This is a genomic window from Lactococcus sp. AK05 (assembly GCF_041026685.1).
Taxonomy (GTDB): Bacteria; Bacillota; Bacilli; order Lactobacillales; family Streptococcaceae; genus Lactococcus; species Lactococcus lactis.
Genome location: NZ_JBFTEI010000001.1, coordinates 81,910 through 96,151 on the forward strand (window position 1 = coordinate 81,910; position 14,242 = coordinate 96,151).

The 14,242-nt window shown below is 34.3% G+C and carries 14 protein-coding genes; 13 read left to right on the forward strand and 1 reads right to left on the reverse strand.

Going from position 1 to position 14,242, the window contains the following annotated elements; all coding sequences use genetic code 11:
• The first annotated feature begins 42 nt into the window (after positions 1–42).
• From AB6B24_RS00440 to AB6B24_RS00450, 3 genes are all read left to right on the forward strand, one after another.
• On the forward strand, positions 43–789 hold the full coding sequence (locus AB6B24_RS00440) for a tyrosine-protein phosphatase (protein ID WP_311802998.1): 747 nt from the start codon (positions 43–45) through the stop codon (positions 787–789).
• Positions 790–860: 71 nt separating this feature from the next.
• Positions 861–1,862 carry a choloylglycine hydrolase family protein gene (locus AB6B24_RS00445; RefSeq protein WP_369164001.1) on the forward strand — a complete coding sequence of 334 codons (1,002 nt, stop codon included), beginning with the start codon at positions 861–863 and terminating at the stop codon, positions 1,860–1,862.
• A 140-nt stretch (positions 1,863–2,002) separates the two neighbouring features.
• Positions 2,003–3,295 (forward strand): hemolysin family protein, encoded by a 1,293-nt coding sequence (locus tag AB6B24_RS00450; protein ID WP_311802996.1) that lies wholly within the window; start codon positions 2,003–2,005, stop codon positions 3,293–3,295.
• Positions 3,296–3,349: 54 nt separating this feature from the next.
• On the opposite strand, the gene AB6B24_RS00455 is transcribed toward AB6B24_RS00450, so the two are convergent.
• On the reverse strand, positions 3,350–3,787 hold the full coding sequence (locus AB6B24_RS00455; RefSeq protein WP_010906159.1) for a universal stress protein: 438 nt from the start codon (positions 3,785–3,787) through the stop codon (positions 3,350–3,352).
• A 228-nt stretch (positions 3,788–4,015) separates the two neighbouring features.
• Between AB6B24_RS00455 and AB6B24_RS00460 the strand changes: the two genes are divergently transcribed.
• The 10 genes from AB6B24_RS00460 to AB6B24_RS00505 all read left to right on the forward strand — a co-directional run bounded on the left by AB6B24_RS00460 (position 4,016) and on the right by AB6B24_RS00505 (position 14,231).
• Entirely contained in the window at positions 4,016–6,391 is a 2,376-nt protein-coding gene (locus AB6B24_RS00460; RefSeq protein WP_311802995.1) for an ATP-dependent DNA helicase DinG, read from the forward strand.
• 133 nt (positions 6,392–6,524) lie between these two features.
• Entirely contained in the window at positions 6,525–6,968 is a 444-nt protein-coding gene (locus tag AB6B24_RS00465) for a DUF5590 domain-containing protein (protein ID WP_003130291.1), read from the forward strand.
• Positions 6,965–8,146: a pyridoxal phosphate-dependent aminotransferase gene (locus tag AB6B24_RS00470; RefSeq protein ID WP_311802994.1), complete on the forward strand. Its 1,182-nt coding sequence runs from the start codon at positions 6,965–6,967 to the stop codon at positions 8,144–8,146. Before AB6B24_RS00465 ends, AB6B24_RS00470 begins: the two co-directional genes overlap by 4 nt.
• Positions 8,143–8,454 (forward strand): GIY-YIG nuclease family protein, encoded by a 312-nt coding sequence (locus tag AB6B24_RS00475; protein WP_029344377.1) that lies wholly within the window; start codon positions 8,143–8,145, stop codon positions 8,452–8,454. The genes AB6B24_RS00470 and AB6B24_RS00475 overlap by 4 nt, the downstream gene beginning before the upstream one ends.
• A gap of 47 nt (positions 8,455–8,501) precedes the next feature.
• Entirely contained in the window at positions 8,502–9,845 is a 1,344-nt protein-coding gene (asnS, locus tag AB6B24_RS00480) for an asparagine--tRNA ligase (protein ID WP_058209467.1), read from the forward strand.
• Positions 9,846–10,014: 169 nt separating this feature from the next.
• Positions 10,015–10,446 (forward strand): hypothetical protein, encoded by a 432-nt coding sequence (locus AB6B24_RS00485; protein ID WP_311805592.1) that lies wholly within the window; start codon positions 10,015–10,017, stop codon positions 10,444–10,446.
• A 24-nt stretch (positions 10,447–10,470) separates the two neighbouring features.
• The gene (locus AB6B24_RS00490; RefSeq protein ID WP_029344374.1) at positions 10,471–10,818 is read left to right on the forward strand and encodes a nucleoside triphosphate pyrophosphohydrolase family protein; all 348 of its coding nucleotides are present in this window, start codon (positions 10,471–10,473) and stop codon (positions 10,816–10,818) included.
• Positions 10,815–11,450, forward strand: coding sequence for a thiamine diphosphokinase (locus tag AB6B24_RS00495; RefSeq protein ID WP_195936390.1), 636 nt, complete (start codon positions 10,815–10,817; stop codon positions 11,448–11,450). Before AB6B24_RS00490 ends, AB6B24_RS00495 begins: the two co-directional genes overlap by 4 nt.
• Positions 11,451–11,481: 31 nt before the next feature.
• Positions 11,482–12,399, forward strand: a complete 918-nt coding sequence (locus AB6B24_RS00500; RefSeq protein WP_033899877.1) for a Gfo/Idh/MocA family protein — start codon at positions 11,482–11,484, stop codon at positions 12,397–12,399.
• A 482-nt stretch (positions 12,400–12,881) separates the two neighbouring features.
• The gene (locus AB6B24_RS00505) at positions 12,882–14,231 is read left to right on the forward strand and encodes an amino acid permease (protein WP_017864937.1); all 1,350 of its coding nucleotides are present in this window, start codon (positions 12,882–12,884) and stop codon (positions 14,229–14,231) included.
• Positions 14,232–14,242 lie beyond the last annotated feature (11 nt).

Consider the following 14,242-nt stretch of genomic DNA (forward strand, 5'->3'; position numbering starts at 1 on the left):
ATGCTATAATAAGCCTAACTAATAATTAATCGAGGGGGCAATATGCTAGTAAATTTTAGAGATATTCAGGCACAAAACTCAAAAGAATCCGGACTAAAAAAGAATATTTTTTTTAGAGGAGGTCAGTTGACCGATTTAACAGCTGAGGATAAAAAAATTCTTACGAATAAATTCCAAATTGGGAAAATTTATGATTTTAGGGGACAAGAAGAGGTCACTACTCAACCAGATGTTGAACTCAAAGGAATTAAATATGAAAATATAGATATTTTAGCTTCTGAAACTTCAGGAAATAATGGCTCTTTACAGGATATGATTATTAATGCCACAGATATTAGTGAAGCGATGATGAAAACTTATGAAAGTATCGTCATCAGTAAGTCTGCCTTAGAAGGATATCGAGCTTTTTTACTGGATCTTTTAGAGCAAAAACAAGCTGTTTATTTTCATTGTTTTGCTGGAAAAGATAGAACTGGATTTGCGGCTGCCTTGCTTTTAAGACTGGCAGGAGCTTCTGATGAGGAGATTATGAAGGATTATCTCAAAACGAATATTGCTCGGAAAGAGGTGAATCAAGAAATTATCAATTCATTGAAAGAAAAACTCACTGAAGACCAAATCGAGGGATTACAGATTGCTCTTACTGTGGATAAGAACTATTTATTTCATGCCAGAGAAATAATGAATGAAAATTTTGGATCTTTTGAGGGCTACTTAAGTGAAGGGCTCTCACTTAAGAAGGATTATATCGATCATTTTCAAAGCCTCTATTTAAATCACAAATCATAAAAAAGTGATTTTGAACTCTTTTGCTAATTGATGTATAATTAAATTAATAGAATACATTGGAGGTACAAAAGATGATTGGATGTAGTAGTTTTACATTAGAGAGTCAAGATAATAAACATTTTCTTTCTCGTACAATGGATTTTCAAATAGAAATGGCGGAACAAATTCTTTTTATTCCAAGAAACAAGGAGATAGGAATTGCCCACTCTAATAAAGAAACAATTGAAACATCCTATGCTTGTTTAGGGATGGGGGCGATGGAAGAGGGTCATCCAGTACTCTTTGATGGAATCAACGAAAAAGGGTTAATGGGTGCGACTTTATATTTCCCAGGCTATGCTGACTATAGTGAGAATATCAAAAAAAATCAAAAGGGAATTTCACCTGATATGGTTATTCCAACGGTCCTCACTCAAGCGAGTAATTTAGAAGAAATCATTGATTTATTTGATAAGAAATTTGTTATTATTAATGATACTAATCCAACCTTAGGTCTTACGCCTCCTTTACATTTTATTTTTTCTGATTCTAGTGGTCAAAGTTTGATTATTGAACCAAGGCAAAATGGACTTTCAATTATAAAAGATTCAATTGGAGTGATGACAAATAGTCCAGATTACCAATGGCATGAAACTAATTTAAGAAATTATCTTTCTTTTACACCTAATCAAAAAGAAAGTATCGAACTATTAGGAAAGACATTAAAACCATTTAGTCAAGGTTCAGGTACTTTTGGATTTCCAGGAGATTTTACGCCTCCTTCAAGATTTGTTAGAACGGCTTATTTAAAAAACTACGCTGAGAAACCAAGTAATGAACTAGCCGCTATTACGCTTTGTCATCATATATTAGAATCTGTAAGTATTCCAAAAGGAATTGTTATAACTGAGCATGGAGCAAGTGATTTTACTTGTTATTCGGCATATATGTGCTCAGAAACTCTAAGTTATTATTTTTCAACTTATGGTAATCAAAGAATCAGGAAAATAAGTTTGTCAGAATCCTTGAAAAATGAGAAGGAATTTAAAAACTTTCCTATTGTCAATGAGGAAGATATTTTAGAGTTAAATTGATAAATATTTAATCGAGTAAATAGGAGGGATATTCATTAAGTTCTTTGAATTCAAGAAGTATTTTTTAAATATTAGTTTTAAGTATAGCAATCCTAAAAAGAAATTCGAGAAATAATAGAGATAAATTAAGGAAAAAAATAGTGATTTTAAATTTATTTATAATAGTTTTAATGATTTTTCTTACGGCATTTTTTGTTGCGGCTGAATTTTCGCTGGTAAAAATACGTAAAAGTCGTTTAGAAACATTAGAAAAAGAAAATAATAAAAGGGCAAAATTAGCACTTAATATCGTCAATCACCTTGATTCTTATTTAAGTGCCTGTCAACTTGGAATCACTTTGACTTCGTTGGCAATTGGGTGGGTAGGTGAAAGTACAATGCATAGTATTTTAGCTCCCCTCTTGTCTTATGTTCCTCTACCTTCTGCGTTATTAGACAGCTTGTCTATTATTTTAGCCTTTTTATTAATTACTTTTGTTCATGTGGTAATCGGAGAACTTATTCCAAAATCTTTAAGTATTACAAAAACTGAAGGAGTTGTTTTAACGGTTGCTGCTCCGCTCCATTATTTTTATAAACTTACCTATCCTTTCGTGTGGTTATTGAATGCTTCAGCAAGTTCAATTGGTAAATTGTTTAATTTAAGTTTGGCTACTGAAGGTGATGAAATCCATTCAGAAGAAGAGTTAATTTTAATTGCTAATCAAAGTTTTATTAAAGGGGAAATCAATGAAAAAGAGTACGAATATCTCAATAATGTCTTTGAATTTGATGATTTGATAGCTAAGGATATCATGGTGTCGAGATTAGATATGGAGACGATTCCCGTTGATGTTTCGATTGAAGAAGCTTTAAAATTTGCGATTAAAAAAGGGCACACTCGTTTCCCTATTATTGCTAAAACTAAAGATGATATTCTTGGCTATGTTACGCTCCAAAATTTGATTAAAGAGTATTTAACTGCTCCTGATCAAGAAATAAAGAAAATCATGCAAGAACCTATTATATTTATTGATACTATTCCTGTAAAGTTATTACTCTCAGAGATGCAAAAAGAGCATAAACATTTTGCTATTTTATTGGATGAGTATGGTGGGACAAGTGGACTTGTGACAATTGAGGATATTCTTGAAGAGTTAGTTGGTGATATTCAGGATGAAGAAGATCATGAGAAAGAATTGGTAATAAAGCTTTCTCCGACTACTTATCAGGTAGATGGTAAATTGCTTTTATCTGAATTTGAAGAACTGTTTAATATTGATTTGGCTCAAAATAATTTAAGTAAAACGATTAGTGGGTTTATTACAAATTATTCACTAGAGCAAAATGAGCCACTTGAGGTGGGTCAGACTTTCGAATTTGATAATTTAAAAATTACTATTATTGAAATGGATAAAATTACTCCTCATATTTTAGAAGTTAAACGAGTGTAGATTGTATTTGAGGTATAAAAAAAACGGAGCTTAAAGAGGCTCCGCTTTTTTATTTTATTGACGAACGACGAGGACATCGCATGGTGCATTTTTGATAATGTAATCCGCCACTGAACCGATAAAGATACGTTCAATGTAAGAAAGACCAGTAGCTCCAAGAACAATGAGGCTAATTTCTTCTTCTTTTGGAAGAGTTTGGCCAAGCATGACTTTTGGAGAACCAAATTCAACACGAGTTTTGACTTTTTTAACGCCAGCTTTTTTTGCTTCGTCAGCAAAGTCATTAATGAGGTTTTCAGCACCTTTGTGTGTATCATCAGCAACAACTGAATCATAGGCTGAGATAGATTGGAAGGCACGAAGGTCAATGACGTTAGCGATAACGAGTTCGGCATCGTTACGAAGTGCTGTTGCAACTGCTTTGTCAAAAGCTTTAGTAGCTTCTACCGAACCATCAATACCAACAAGGATTTTCTTATAGTTATCTAACATAGGCGACTCCTTCATAAGTTTTTATCTATATTTTAATTTTACTCTTATTTTGTCAATTTGTAAAAAGAAAACTGTTAAAAAATGGTTTATGGTATAATTGATGAAGTGAATTTCTTTAAAATAGTGGAAAAAATTACTGACAGAAATAGAAGTTCTATATTGAAAGTCTGTCAGCAAATTTTGATGACTTATGAACTTAAAGAAAACTGTAAGAAATAGGTGAAAAATATGACTCGATATGCTGTGGTGGATCTGGAAGCGACCGATGCTCATAGTAGTGAAAATAAAATTATACAGATTGGGATTGTTCTTGTTGAAGATGGAGAAATTGTTGAAACTTTTTCCACTGAAGTCAATCCACATGAACCTTTGCTTCCAAGGATTAGTGAACTGACAGGTTTGTCAGATAAACAGTTAAAGACGGCTCCTGAGTTTTCAGAAGTTGCTGCAAAAGTACGAGAATTACTGACAGACAGTGTTTTTGTTGCTCATAATGCTAGGTTTGATTATGGACTTTTAGAAAAAAGTTTTCTTAATGCTGGCTTGGAATTTAATGAAATGTTGCGTGTCGATACAGTCGATTTGGCGCGTGTTTTTTATCCAACTTTTGAAAAATATGGTTTAGAATCATTGAGCGAAAAGTTAGATTTAGCACATGACCATCCGCATGCCGCAGTTTCGGATGCGTATGCTACAGCCGAATTATTGCTGAAAATAGAAGCAAAAATCCAAAAGTTACCAAGAAGCGTTTTGGAAGAGTTGCTTAGACATTCGGACAATTTACTTTTTGAAAGTAAAACTTTTTTACAAGAGCAGTTGGATAAAACAAAAATTCGACCAGCTGGCTTTAAAGTGGTTCATAATATTGCGACACGTAAGTTTAGGGCTTCTGTCAGTAAAAAAAGTCCACTGACAGACTTGTCAGCAAATTTTTCAGAAAATATCAGTAGATTGGGCTTGGCTTCTCGCTCAAAACAAGAAAAATTAGCTCATTTAATGGAAACAGAGCTTAGGCATTTACAAGCAAGTTTTATTGAGGCACCGACAGGACTTGGAAAAACTTATGGTTATTTACTGCCAATTTTGGCCTCAGGAAAAGGTTTGGTCGTTTCAACGGCAACCAAAGTTCTCCAAAAGCAATTAGTAAATGATGTGGCACCAAAACTTGGGAAAACATTTGGTTTAAAAATGGCCAAGATTGTTGGGACTAAAAATTACATTTCTCTGAGAAAATTTTCTGAGCTTTTATTAAATAATACTGACGGCAAAAATTTTGAAATTTTTAAAATGAAAATTTTAATTTGGCTGACAGAAACAAGAACGGGCGAATTGGATGAAATTTCAAAAGTCATGACTAATGATGACTATTTTGAAGTCATTCGCCATGATGGCTATGTCAATACAAAACAGCTTCATTATGAGCAAGATTTTTGGTTGAAAGCCCAAAAAGAAGCTGAACAAGCTGAAATTAAAGTGGTGAATCATGCCTATTTGATTGAACGTTTAGCTGATTATCCCGAAACATTTTTGGAAAATCGTGTTCTTGTTGTTGATGAGGCTCAACAGTTATTTCCTATCATGGAAAATGCGGGTCAAAAATCTTTAAAAATTACTGACGAACTAGTAAAAATTGATGCTGAAACAAGTGAAAATCCCCAGCTGACTAAAAGGCTTCAAGAAAGTCTTGTTTTTCAGCTTAATAAAAAAGAACTTGATTTAAATAAAATAAAGATAGATGCTGATGAACTTGGCTTGAGAAATCTGTCAGCACTTTTAGAAGCTGATAATCAAATTGTTTGGCGTGAAAATGGGATGCTTTATGCGAGTGACCAAGATTTCTATAATTTTGAACGATTGATTCCTAAAAATACCAAACTTTTTATGTTGGGAGCGACATTGTCATTATCTAAAGACAAACCTTCATTTCCTGACTTGCTTGGTTTTACAGACTATCGATTTTTCAAAATTGAAGGAAATCAAGCCACTAATCAGCAATTGCTGACGGTGACAGATGCGCCTAATATCAAAAATTTAAGTTTAATTGATTATGCAGATTATACAGCAAATTCAATTGGAGAACTTTCAAAATTGAATTTGCCAATGGTGGTCTTATTTACTTCAAAAATGTCCTTGACTTTTGTTGCTGAGAAATTATCTGCGGAAGGGTTTGATATTTTAGCACAAGATATTAATGGGAGTCCAGCCCAAATCAAGAAAAAATTTGATAAAGGTGAAGGAAAAATTTTATTAGGTTTGGGTTCTTTTTGGGAGGGAGTCGATTTTGATAAGCAAAATCAAGTGATTCTTGTTATTCCAAGACTTCCTTTTGCAACGCCTGATGATATTTTAACTAAAAAATATGCCCAAAAGTTTGAAAATCCTTTCTATGATTTTAATGTTCCAATGGCAACTTTAAAATTACGTCAGGCCATTGGTCGGGTAAATCGTCGTAAAAATCAGTACTCAAGTATTGTAGTATTAGATAAAAGACTTGCAGGAAAATCTTACGCCAAAAGAATGCGAAAAAATCTTTCAGAAACTCTACCTGTAAAAATGCTGAATTTACTAGACACAATCAGCGAAATCAAGAATTTTTTGATATAATAAAACATGTTTAAGCAAAAACTTAAAATGGGAAATTGGACAAATTATTTTTGCCTAATCATGAGAAATTTTACTAATAAGCCTTCAAATAATCTTTGAAAAAGATTTTCTCAATTTTTGAAAGAAGAAAAATATGAAAAAGCGAAAAATGACTCGACATTCGCAAATTATAATTGGAATTTTAGTGATAATTTTAGCCATTTATTTGTCTATCAGTCTTTTCTTTTGGAAGAGTCTAAATCCCTATCATTCCGTTCGAGCGCAAGCGATTGACATTGCCACAGAAAAAACAGATTTAGTTAAAGCGACAGGATTTGATATTGCTGCAACTGACACTGTGACTTATTCAATTGTTGGCCTTAATAAAGCGAATCAAGAAATTGGAATTCTAATTCCAAAAAAATCTGGTAAAATTAAAGAAGTTAAATTATCGCAAGGGGTTTCACCAGCAAGCTTAACGACAAAAGATACGAAATCAGTTGTCTTAGCGCTTTACAAAGGAAAACCGGCTTGGGAAGTAAATAATAGCAATGGTTTTAAAGTTTATGACTTTGAGTCAGGAAAAGAGTTGATATGAAAAAATGTTCTGATTTTGTATTAAAAATGGATGAGTCCGTCACTCTTGCTGCGGCAAACCGCGCAAAAGCATTAAAAGCACAAGGGCGAGATATTATTGACTTGACACTTGGTCAGCCAGACTTTTCAACACCAAAAATAATTGGTCAAGCAGCCATTGAAGCAATCGATAATGGCAAGGCAAGCTTTTATACACAAGCTGGTGGTCTTCCAGAATTAAAAAATGCAGTTCAACATTATTGGACGCGTTTTTATAATTATGATATTCAGCCAAATGAAATATTGATTACAGCTGGAGCAAAATTTGCCCTTTATGCTTACTTTATGGCAACTGTTGACCCTGACGATGAGGTAATCATTCCTGCTCCTTACTGGGTTTCTTATGTTGATCAAGTGAAAATGGCTGGAGGAAATCCGGTAATTGTAGAAGCCAAGCAAGAAAATAATTTCAAAGTGACTGTTGAACAATTAGAAGAAGCAAGAACAAGTAAAAGTAAAATTTTATTACTCAATTCACCTTCTAATCCAACCGGAATGATTTATTCTAAAGAAGAATTAACAGCCATTGGCGAGTGGGCTGTCGCTCATGATTTATTAATTTTAGCAGATGATATTTATCATCGCTTAGTTTATAATGGAGCGGAATTTACAGCAATTTCAAGTCTATCTGATGAAATTCGGAAAAGAACGACAGTGATTAATGGTGTTTCTAAAACATTTGCAATGACTGGTTGGCGGATTGGACTAGCTGTAGGTGATCCAGAAATTATTTCTGCGATGACTAAGATTGCGAGTCAAACGACTTCTAATCCAACTGCTGTTGCTCAATATGCAGCAATAGAAGCTTTTGAAGAAAGAGATAATAGTTTTGAGATAATGCATGCAGCATTTGAAGAACGTTTAAATATCATTTATGGTCAACTTTCTGAGGTTCCAGGATTTGAACTTGTAAAACCAAATGGTGCTTTCTATTTATTCCCGAAAGTGACTAAGGCAATGGCGATGAAGGGCTATACAGATGTGACTGATTTTACAACTGCTATTCTTGAAGAAGCAGGTGTAGCCTTGGTTACAGGAGCAGGTTTTGGTTCGCCAGAAAATGTTCGCTTGAGCTATGCAACAAGTCTTGAAAATTTAGAAGTTGCAGTGGCACGTTTAAAAGATTGGATGAATGAATGATCGATAAGAAAGAAGCAAAATCGGCCTATAAACTTTCAAAAAAAGTTGGAGCAGTTGTTGCTTATAAGAATCTCGAAACGAATGAACGCTATATTGATATAGCACCAGACTTAGCAGGCGTAAAAAATCGTTTTGAATTTGCCAAAAAAACAGGAATTGGCTTACCTTATGCCATTGAAAAAGCAGCAAAAACAGCTGATTTTGAATTGGAAGTTCTTGAAGAATTAGAAAAAGATGAACTCCAAACCACTAAAGAATTCAAAGATGATTTAAAAACTTTAAAAGAAATCTGGCTTGAAAAGTTATAAAAGTATTATTTAAAAATTATAAAATTAAAATATAGAAGGACTTATTTATGAAAGACTTAATTTCAATCATCGACGTCAAAGACCACGTTGGTGAAACAGTAAAAATTGGCGCTTGGGTTGCTGACAAATCAGGTAAAGGGAAACTTCAATTTCTTCAACTTCGCGATGGAACAGCATTTTTCCAAGCTGTTGTTTTCAAACCAAATATGATTGAAAAATTTGGTGAAGAAGAAGGAACAGCTAAATTTGATGAAATTAAACATCTCTCACAAGAAACTTCAGTTTACGTGACAGGTGTCGTTAAAGAAGATTCACGTTCAAAATTTGGTTATGAACTTGATGTGACTGAGTTGGAAGTGATTGGTCAATCACATGATTATCCAATTACACCAAAAGAACACGGCGTTGAATTCCTCCTTGATAACCGTCATTTATGGTTGCGTTCAAAACGTCAAATGGCAATGATGCAAGTGCGTAATGCAATTATCTATGCAAGTTATGATTTCTTTGCGAAAAATGGCTTCATTAAGTTTGATAGCCCAATTCTTTCAGGAAATGCTGCTGAAAACACAACAGAACTCTTTGAAACAGATTATTTTGGTAATTCTGCTTTCTTGTCACAATCAGGACAACTTTATCTTGAAGCTGGAGCAATGGCTCTTGGACGTGTTTTCGACTTTGGACCAGTATTCCGTGCTGAAAAATCAAAAACTCGTCGTCATTTGACAGAATTTTGGATGATGGATGCAGAATATCCATTTGTTACTCATGATGAATCATTGGATATTCAAGAAGCTTATGTGAAAGCTTTGATTCAAGGTGTTTTGGATAATGCTGCTTATGCTCTTGAAACACTTGAACGTGATACAAGCATGTTGCAAAAGTATATTGACACACCATTCAAACGTGTTTCTTATGATGATGCAATTGATTTGTTGCAAGCACATGAAAATGATGAAGATACAGATTATGAGCATGTAGAACATGGGGATGACTTCGGATCGCCTCATGAAACATGGATTTCAAATTACTATGGTGTTCCAACATTTATTGTCAACTATCCTGCAAGTTTCAAAGCTTTCTACATGAAACCAGTCCCTGGTAATCCAGAACGCGTTTTGTGTGCTGACCTTTTGGCTCCAGAAGGTTATGGTGAAATCATTGGTGGTTCAGAACGTGAAACAGATTATGATTTGTTACTTAAGAAAATTGCTGATTTCGGTTTAGATCCTAAAGATTATGATTGGTATTTAGAACTTCGTAAATTTGGTTCAGTTCCTCATGCTGGTTTCGGACTTGGTCTTGAACGTATGGTTACTTTTGTCGCTGGGACAGAACACATTCGTGAAGCTATTCCATTCCCACGTATGATTAACCGTATCCAACCTTAATAAAAATAAAAAATCCTCTATTTTTAGAGGTTTTTTATTTTTATAATTAAGAGGTTCAATGTCAGTTTTAAAAAGAATATTGTATGAAATGATTCAATAAATTTGGAGAATGATAGCCTTTGCAAGACTGTGATATAATAAACTTATGAAAAATAAAGAAGAACCTCGGATGAAGTGGTCAGATGATGAATATGAAGCAATGATAGATTTGGCAACAAGACAGTTGGCTGAACGAATGGCTGAAAGAGCTTTGATGACTTATGAGATTTATAAATATGATTATCTTGATTCGCAGTTTGTGGCCGATTTTATTGCAGAGTTTGTCATTAGTGCTTATCGTTCGTATTTAATCAAACCAGAAAATCTTGATGAAGAGGTGATGCTTTTATTATTTGTCAACATGGCTTATGAAAATATGCGAGGATTGCCAGATGAAGTGGCACAATACCACAAACTTTTTAGACAACTTTGTGACCTTTATTATGAACAAGGTTGTTTACGTGATGCTCTGATTGACGAAGCAGACTATCAGGAAATGGTTTTGGCAATTTTAGCTGATATTTTTATGGAAGTGAAAATGAGAAAAAAATTTAAAAAGTAATTTTGTAATCTTAAAGGGGAGAAAATGGATTTAGATGCTTACCAAAAAGCAATTATCAAATTTGATTTGAATGAAAAAATAGAGAGTCAAAATGAAGTAGATTTTGCATTTGTGGATAAAGTTTTGGGATTATCTGGTGAAGCAGGTGAAGTGGCTGACAAGGTAAAAAAAGTTATCCGTGACCAAGAGGGAAAGCTGTCAGCCAATGATAAAAAGGCCATCGGTCAGGAGCTTGGTGATATTCTTTGGTATGTAGCAACGAGTGCACGTTATCTAGGAATTTCTCTTGAACAAATTGCGAGTGAAAATATTGAAAAATTAGAGAGTCGATTGAGTCGTGGCAAGATTTCAGGCTCAGGGGATGAGAGATGAAAATATTGATTGTGGCTGGTTTGCCAGATTTTATACCTAATGAAAGTTTTGATAAATATATTGGTGTGGATAGAGGGTCACTATTTTTAGTGGAAAAAGGTTATCAATTGGCTCTAGCAATTGGTGATTTTGATTCTGTCAGTAAAACTGAACTTGAAAAAATTTCTGTCAGTACTGACAGATTGATTAAATTGCCTGCTGAAAAAGATTTGACAGATTTAGAAGCGGCTTTAGATTTTGTTTTAGAGTATTTTGCTGATGCGGAAATTGTAATTGCTGGTGCTTTAGGGGGACGTTTGGACCATTTACTGACCAATGCTTATTTAGCAACACGACCAAAATATCAAGCCCTCGCTCCAAAAATGACCTTAGTTGACCAACAAAATGTGGTGACCTATTTGTTGCCAGGTCAGCATTTACTAAAGAGAAAGCCAACTTACCAATATGTTGGATTTGTTCAAGTAGAAACAAAGGATAGTTTAGCCATTGAAGAAGCAAAATATCCTTTGAAAGCAGAGGATAATTTTAGTCAAATCTATGCTAGTAATGAATTTATCAGTGACCAAATGAAAGTTTCATTCAATCAGGGAATGGTCATTGTAATTTATTCAGGCGATTCGCATAAAAAATAAATAATAAGAGGTTAAGGAGAACGGAAAAAGTATGATTATTGGAGTCATTGGGGCAACATCAAATATTGCAAGTAAGGCTTATTTACCAGTTTATGCGAAAATGCAGGCGGACCATCGTTTTATTTTGTATTCTCGTCAGTGGGAAAAAGCTGAAGAAGTTCGCAAACATTATAAATTTGAATATGCGACAGAGGACTTGTCAGCACTAGAAACTGTGGATTTGGTTATTATTCATGCGGCAACTTCCCAACATTTTGAGTTAGCTAAAAGATATTTGTCAGCGGGAGTTCCTGTTTTAATGGATAAACCTGTTTCTGAAAAATTAGCCGAAGTAAAAGAATTGCAAAAAATTGCTGACCAAAATAATACTTTATTTGTCGTCGCTTTTAATCGCAGATTTGCACCACAAACAGCTAAATTAAAAGCTCTCCCAGATAAAAATATGGTGAAAGTAAGTAAAAATTTAGCAAATTCTGCCAGTGAAAAAATTACATTTTCAATGTACGATATTTTTATTCACCCTCTGGACACCTTGATTTATTTGCTAGATGATGAGATTTTAGAAGTCAATTATTCATTAAAGAAGAATCAAGACGGGCAATTAACAAGAGCAATTGTTATGCTAGAAACAGCGACAACGAGTGGAATTGCCACAATGAACTTAGAAGCTGGTGCCTTTACTGAAGAATTTACAGTAGAAAGTCCTAGAGAAAGCCTTCGCTTGTCAGAACTGTGCGAACTTGAAAAATTTACAGGAATTGACCGTCAAAAATTTGGAATAAGTGGTTGGCAAAGTGCGACATACAATCGTGGTTTTGATGAAATCATTTCTGCCATGGTTCTAGCGGTTGAAAAATTTGATGGTCAAAATCGTCAAGAATTACTGACAGAACTTAGACAAGAAAATATTCTAAAATCCCACGAAATCATTGACCAAATGTTAAAATGAAAAGTTACTGACAGAAATATTAGCATATCTGTAAACTGCTAAAGCAGTCACAGCTATCCTATGACAGAAACATTAGACTATCTTAAAATGACTGACAGAGTTAAAAAATTTCTGTCAGTATTTTTTTAGGCTGAGCCTTGCATTATTGTCAATAAAAAAGTATAATTATAAAAAAATTAAGAAAAGGAGTCCGCATGACAACACAACAATCTAAAGTCTTTTATTTTTGGTGCAGATAGTTTGTGTTTATGCAATTGGCGTAGATACAACTTTTGAGTATACTCAAGTTTCTGCGCCGGGATTCAAAGAAGACCGGATAGTAAAAACTATCTGGTCTTTCTTTTTTAATTTTTTTACCCTTTCTTTCGACTCTAAAGTAAAATTAATCGTAAAGACCGACTCCAAGCAGGGTTTTGCTAGATGAATGGAAGGGAACTTATAAAAGAAAGCTTTGCTTTCACACATTAGAAAAGAGGAATTTTATGGAAAATTCTACAGGCTTGAAGTCTTCTTTAAAGACTCGCCACATTGTTATGCTCTCACTTGGGGGAGCGATTGGTTCGGGACTATTTTTAGGTTCTGGAAAAGTCATTGCACAGGCTGGGCCAAGTGTATTACTCTCATACATCTTAGCTGGACTGACGCTTTATGTTGTCATGTATGGTGTTGGGAAAATGGTCATCCATCAAGATGAACATAAGGCTGGAATGGCAGGAGTTGTTGCTCCTTTTATTGGGGACCACTGGGCGCATTTTGCGGACTGGGTTTACTGGGCAACTTGGATGGCCGTCCTAATTGCAGAAGAAGCAGGGGTATCAACTTTCCTTGCCATGCTAATTCCTGGAGTGCCATTATGGGTTTTCGCCCTGATTGTAGCAGTTCTAGGAACAGCAATCAATCTCTGGTCAGTTAGAGCTTTTGCCGAAACGGAATATTGGCTTGCCTTTATTAAAGTCGCTGTTATTTTAATTTTAATTGCACTCGGAATTTATTTATTAGTTATTAATGATGCTCATCTCGGTTTTGTTGCTGATACCGCTCAAAAAGTATCGACTAAAAGTACAGCACCAAGCTTTGCTCCTAATGGCTTTTCAGGATTTTTAACTTCATTATTGGTTGTTATTTTCTCATTTGGTGGTTCTGAATTGGCAGCAATTACAGTTGCTGAAACGGAAAATCCAAAAGTAGCGATTCCGAGAGCTATTCGAGGTGTTTTAATTCGGATTATTAGTTTTTATGTTATTCCAATCTTTTTATTCTTGCATTTATTGCCATGGAGCGAAGTTTCAAATCCAGATGCAGCAAGTCCATTTGCTACAATTTTTGCTCGAGTAGGAATTCCACACGCTGATAAAATCGTTCTCGTAATCATTGTTATTGCGATTTTCTCAGCGGTTAACTCAGCAATTTATGCCACTTCACGCTCACTCTATTCACGCATTCAAGGTTCAAATTCTTATGTAGGTCAAAGATTGGGCAAATTATCTAAAAACCAAGTCCCAACGAATGCGATTTTAGTTTCATCATTTGTTTTGTTTATTGGTGTACTTTTGTCAGCAATTTTGGGTGATGGATTCTGGCAATTTGTGGCTGGTTCGATTTCATTTACGATTTCAATCGTTTGGATTCTCCTTTTAGTTGCTGCTCTTGTTTTATATTTTAAACATAAAGAAGTAACGAATTGGTTTGTTAAGTTGGCAACACTTGTTGTACTTATTGCTTTAACGATTATCTTCATCATGCAAATTGTCACTAATCCATGGACTTTGTCAGTCTTTGCTCTAGTGATTTGCCTCCTTTCTTACTTTACTTATCGAAAGAAAAAAGCATAATAATAAAAAAC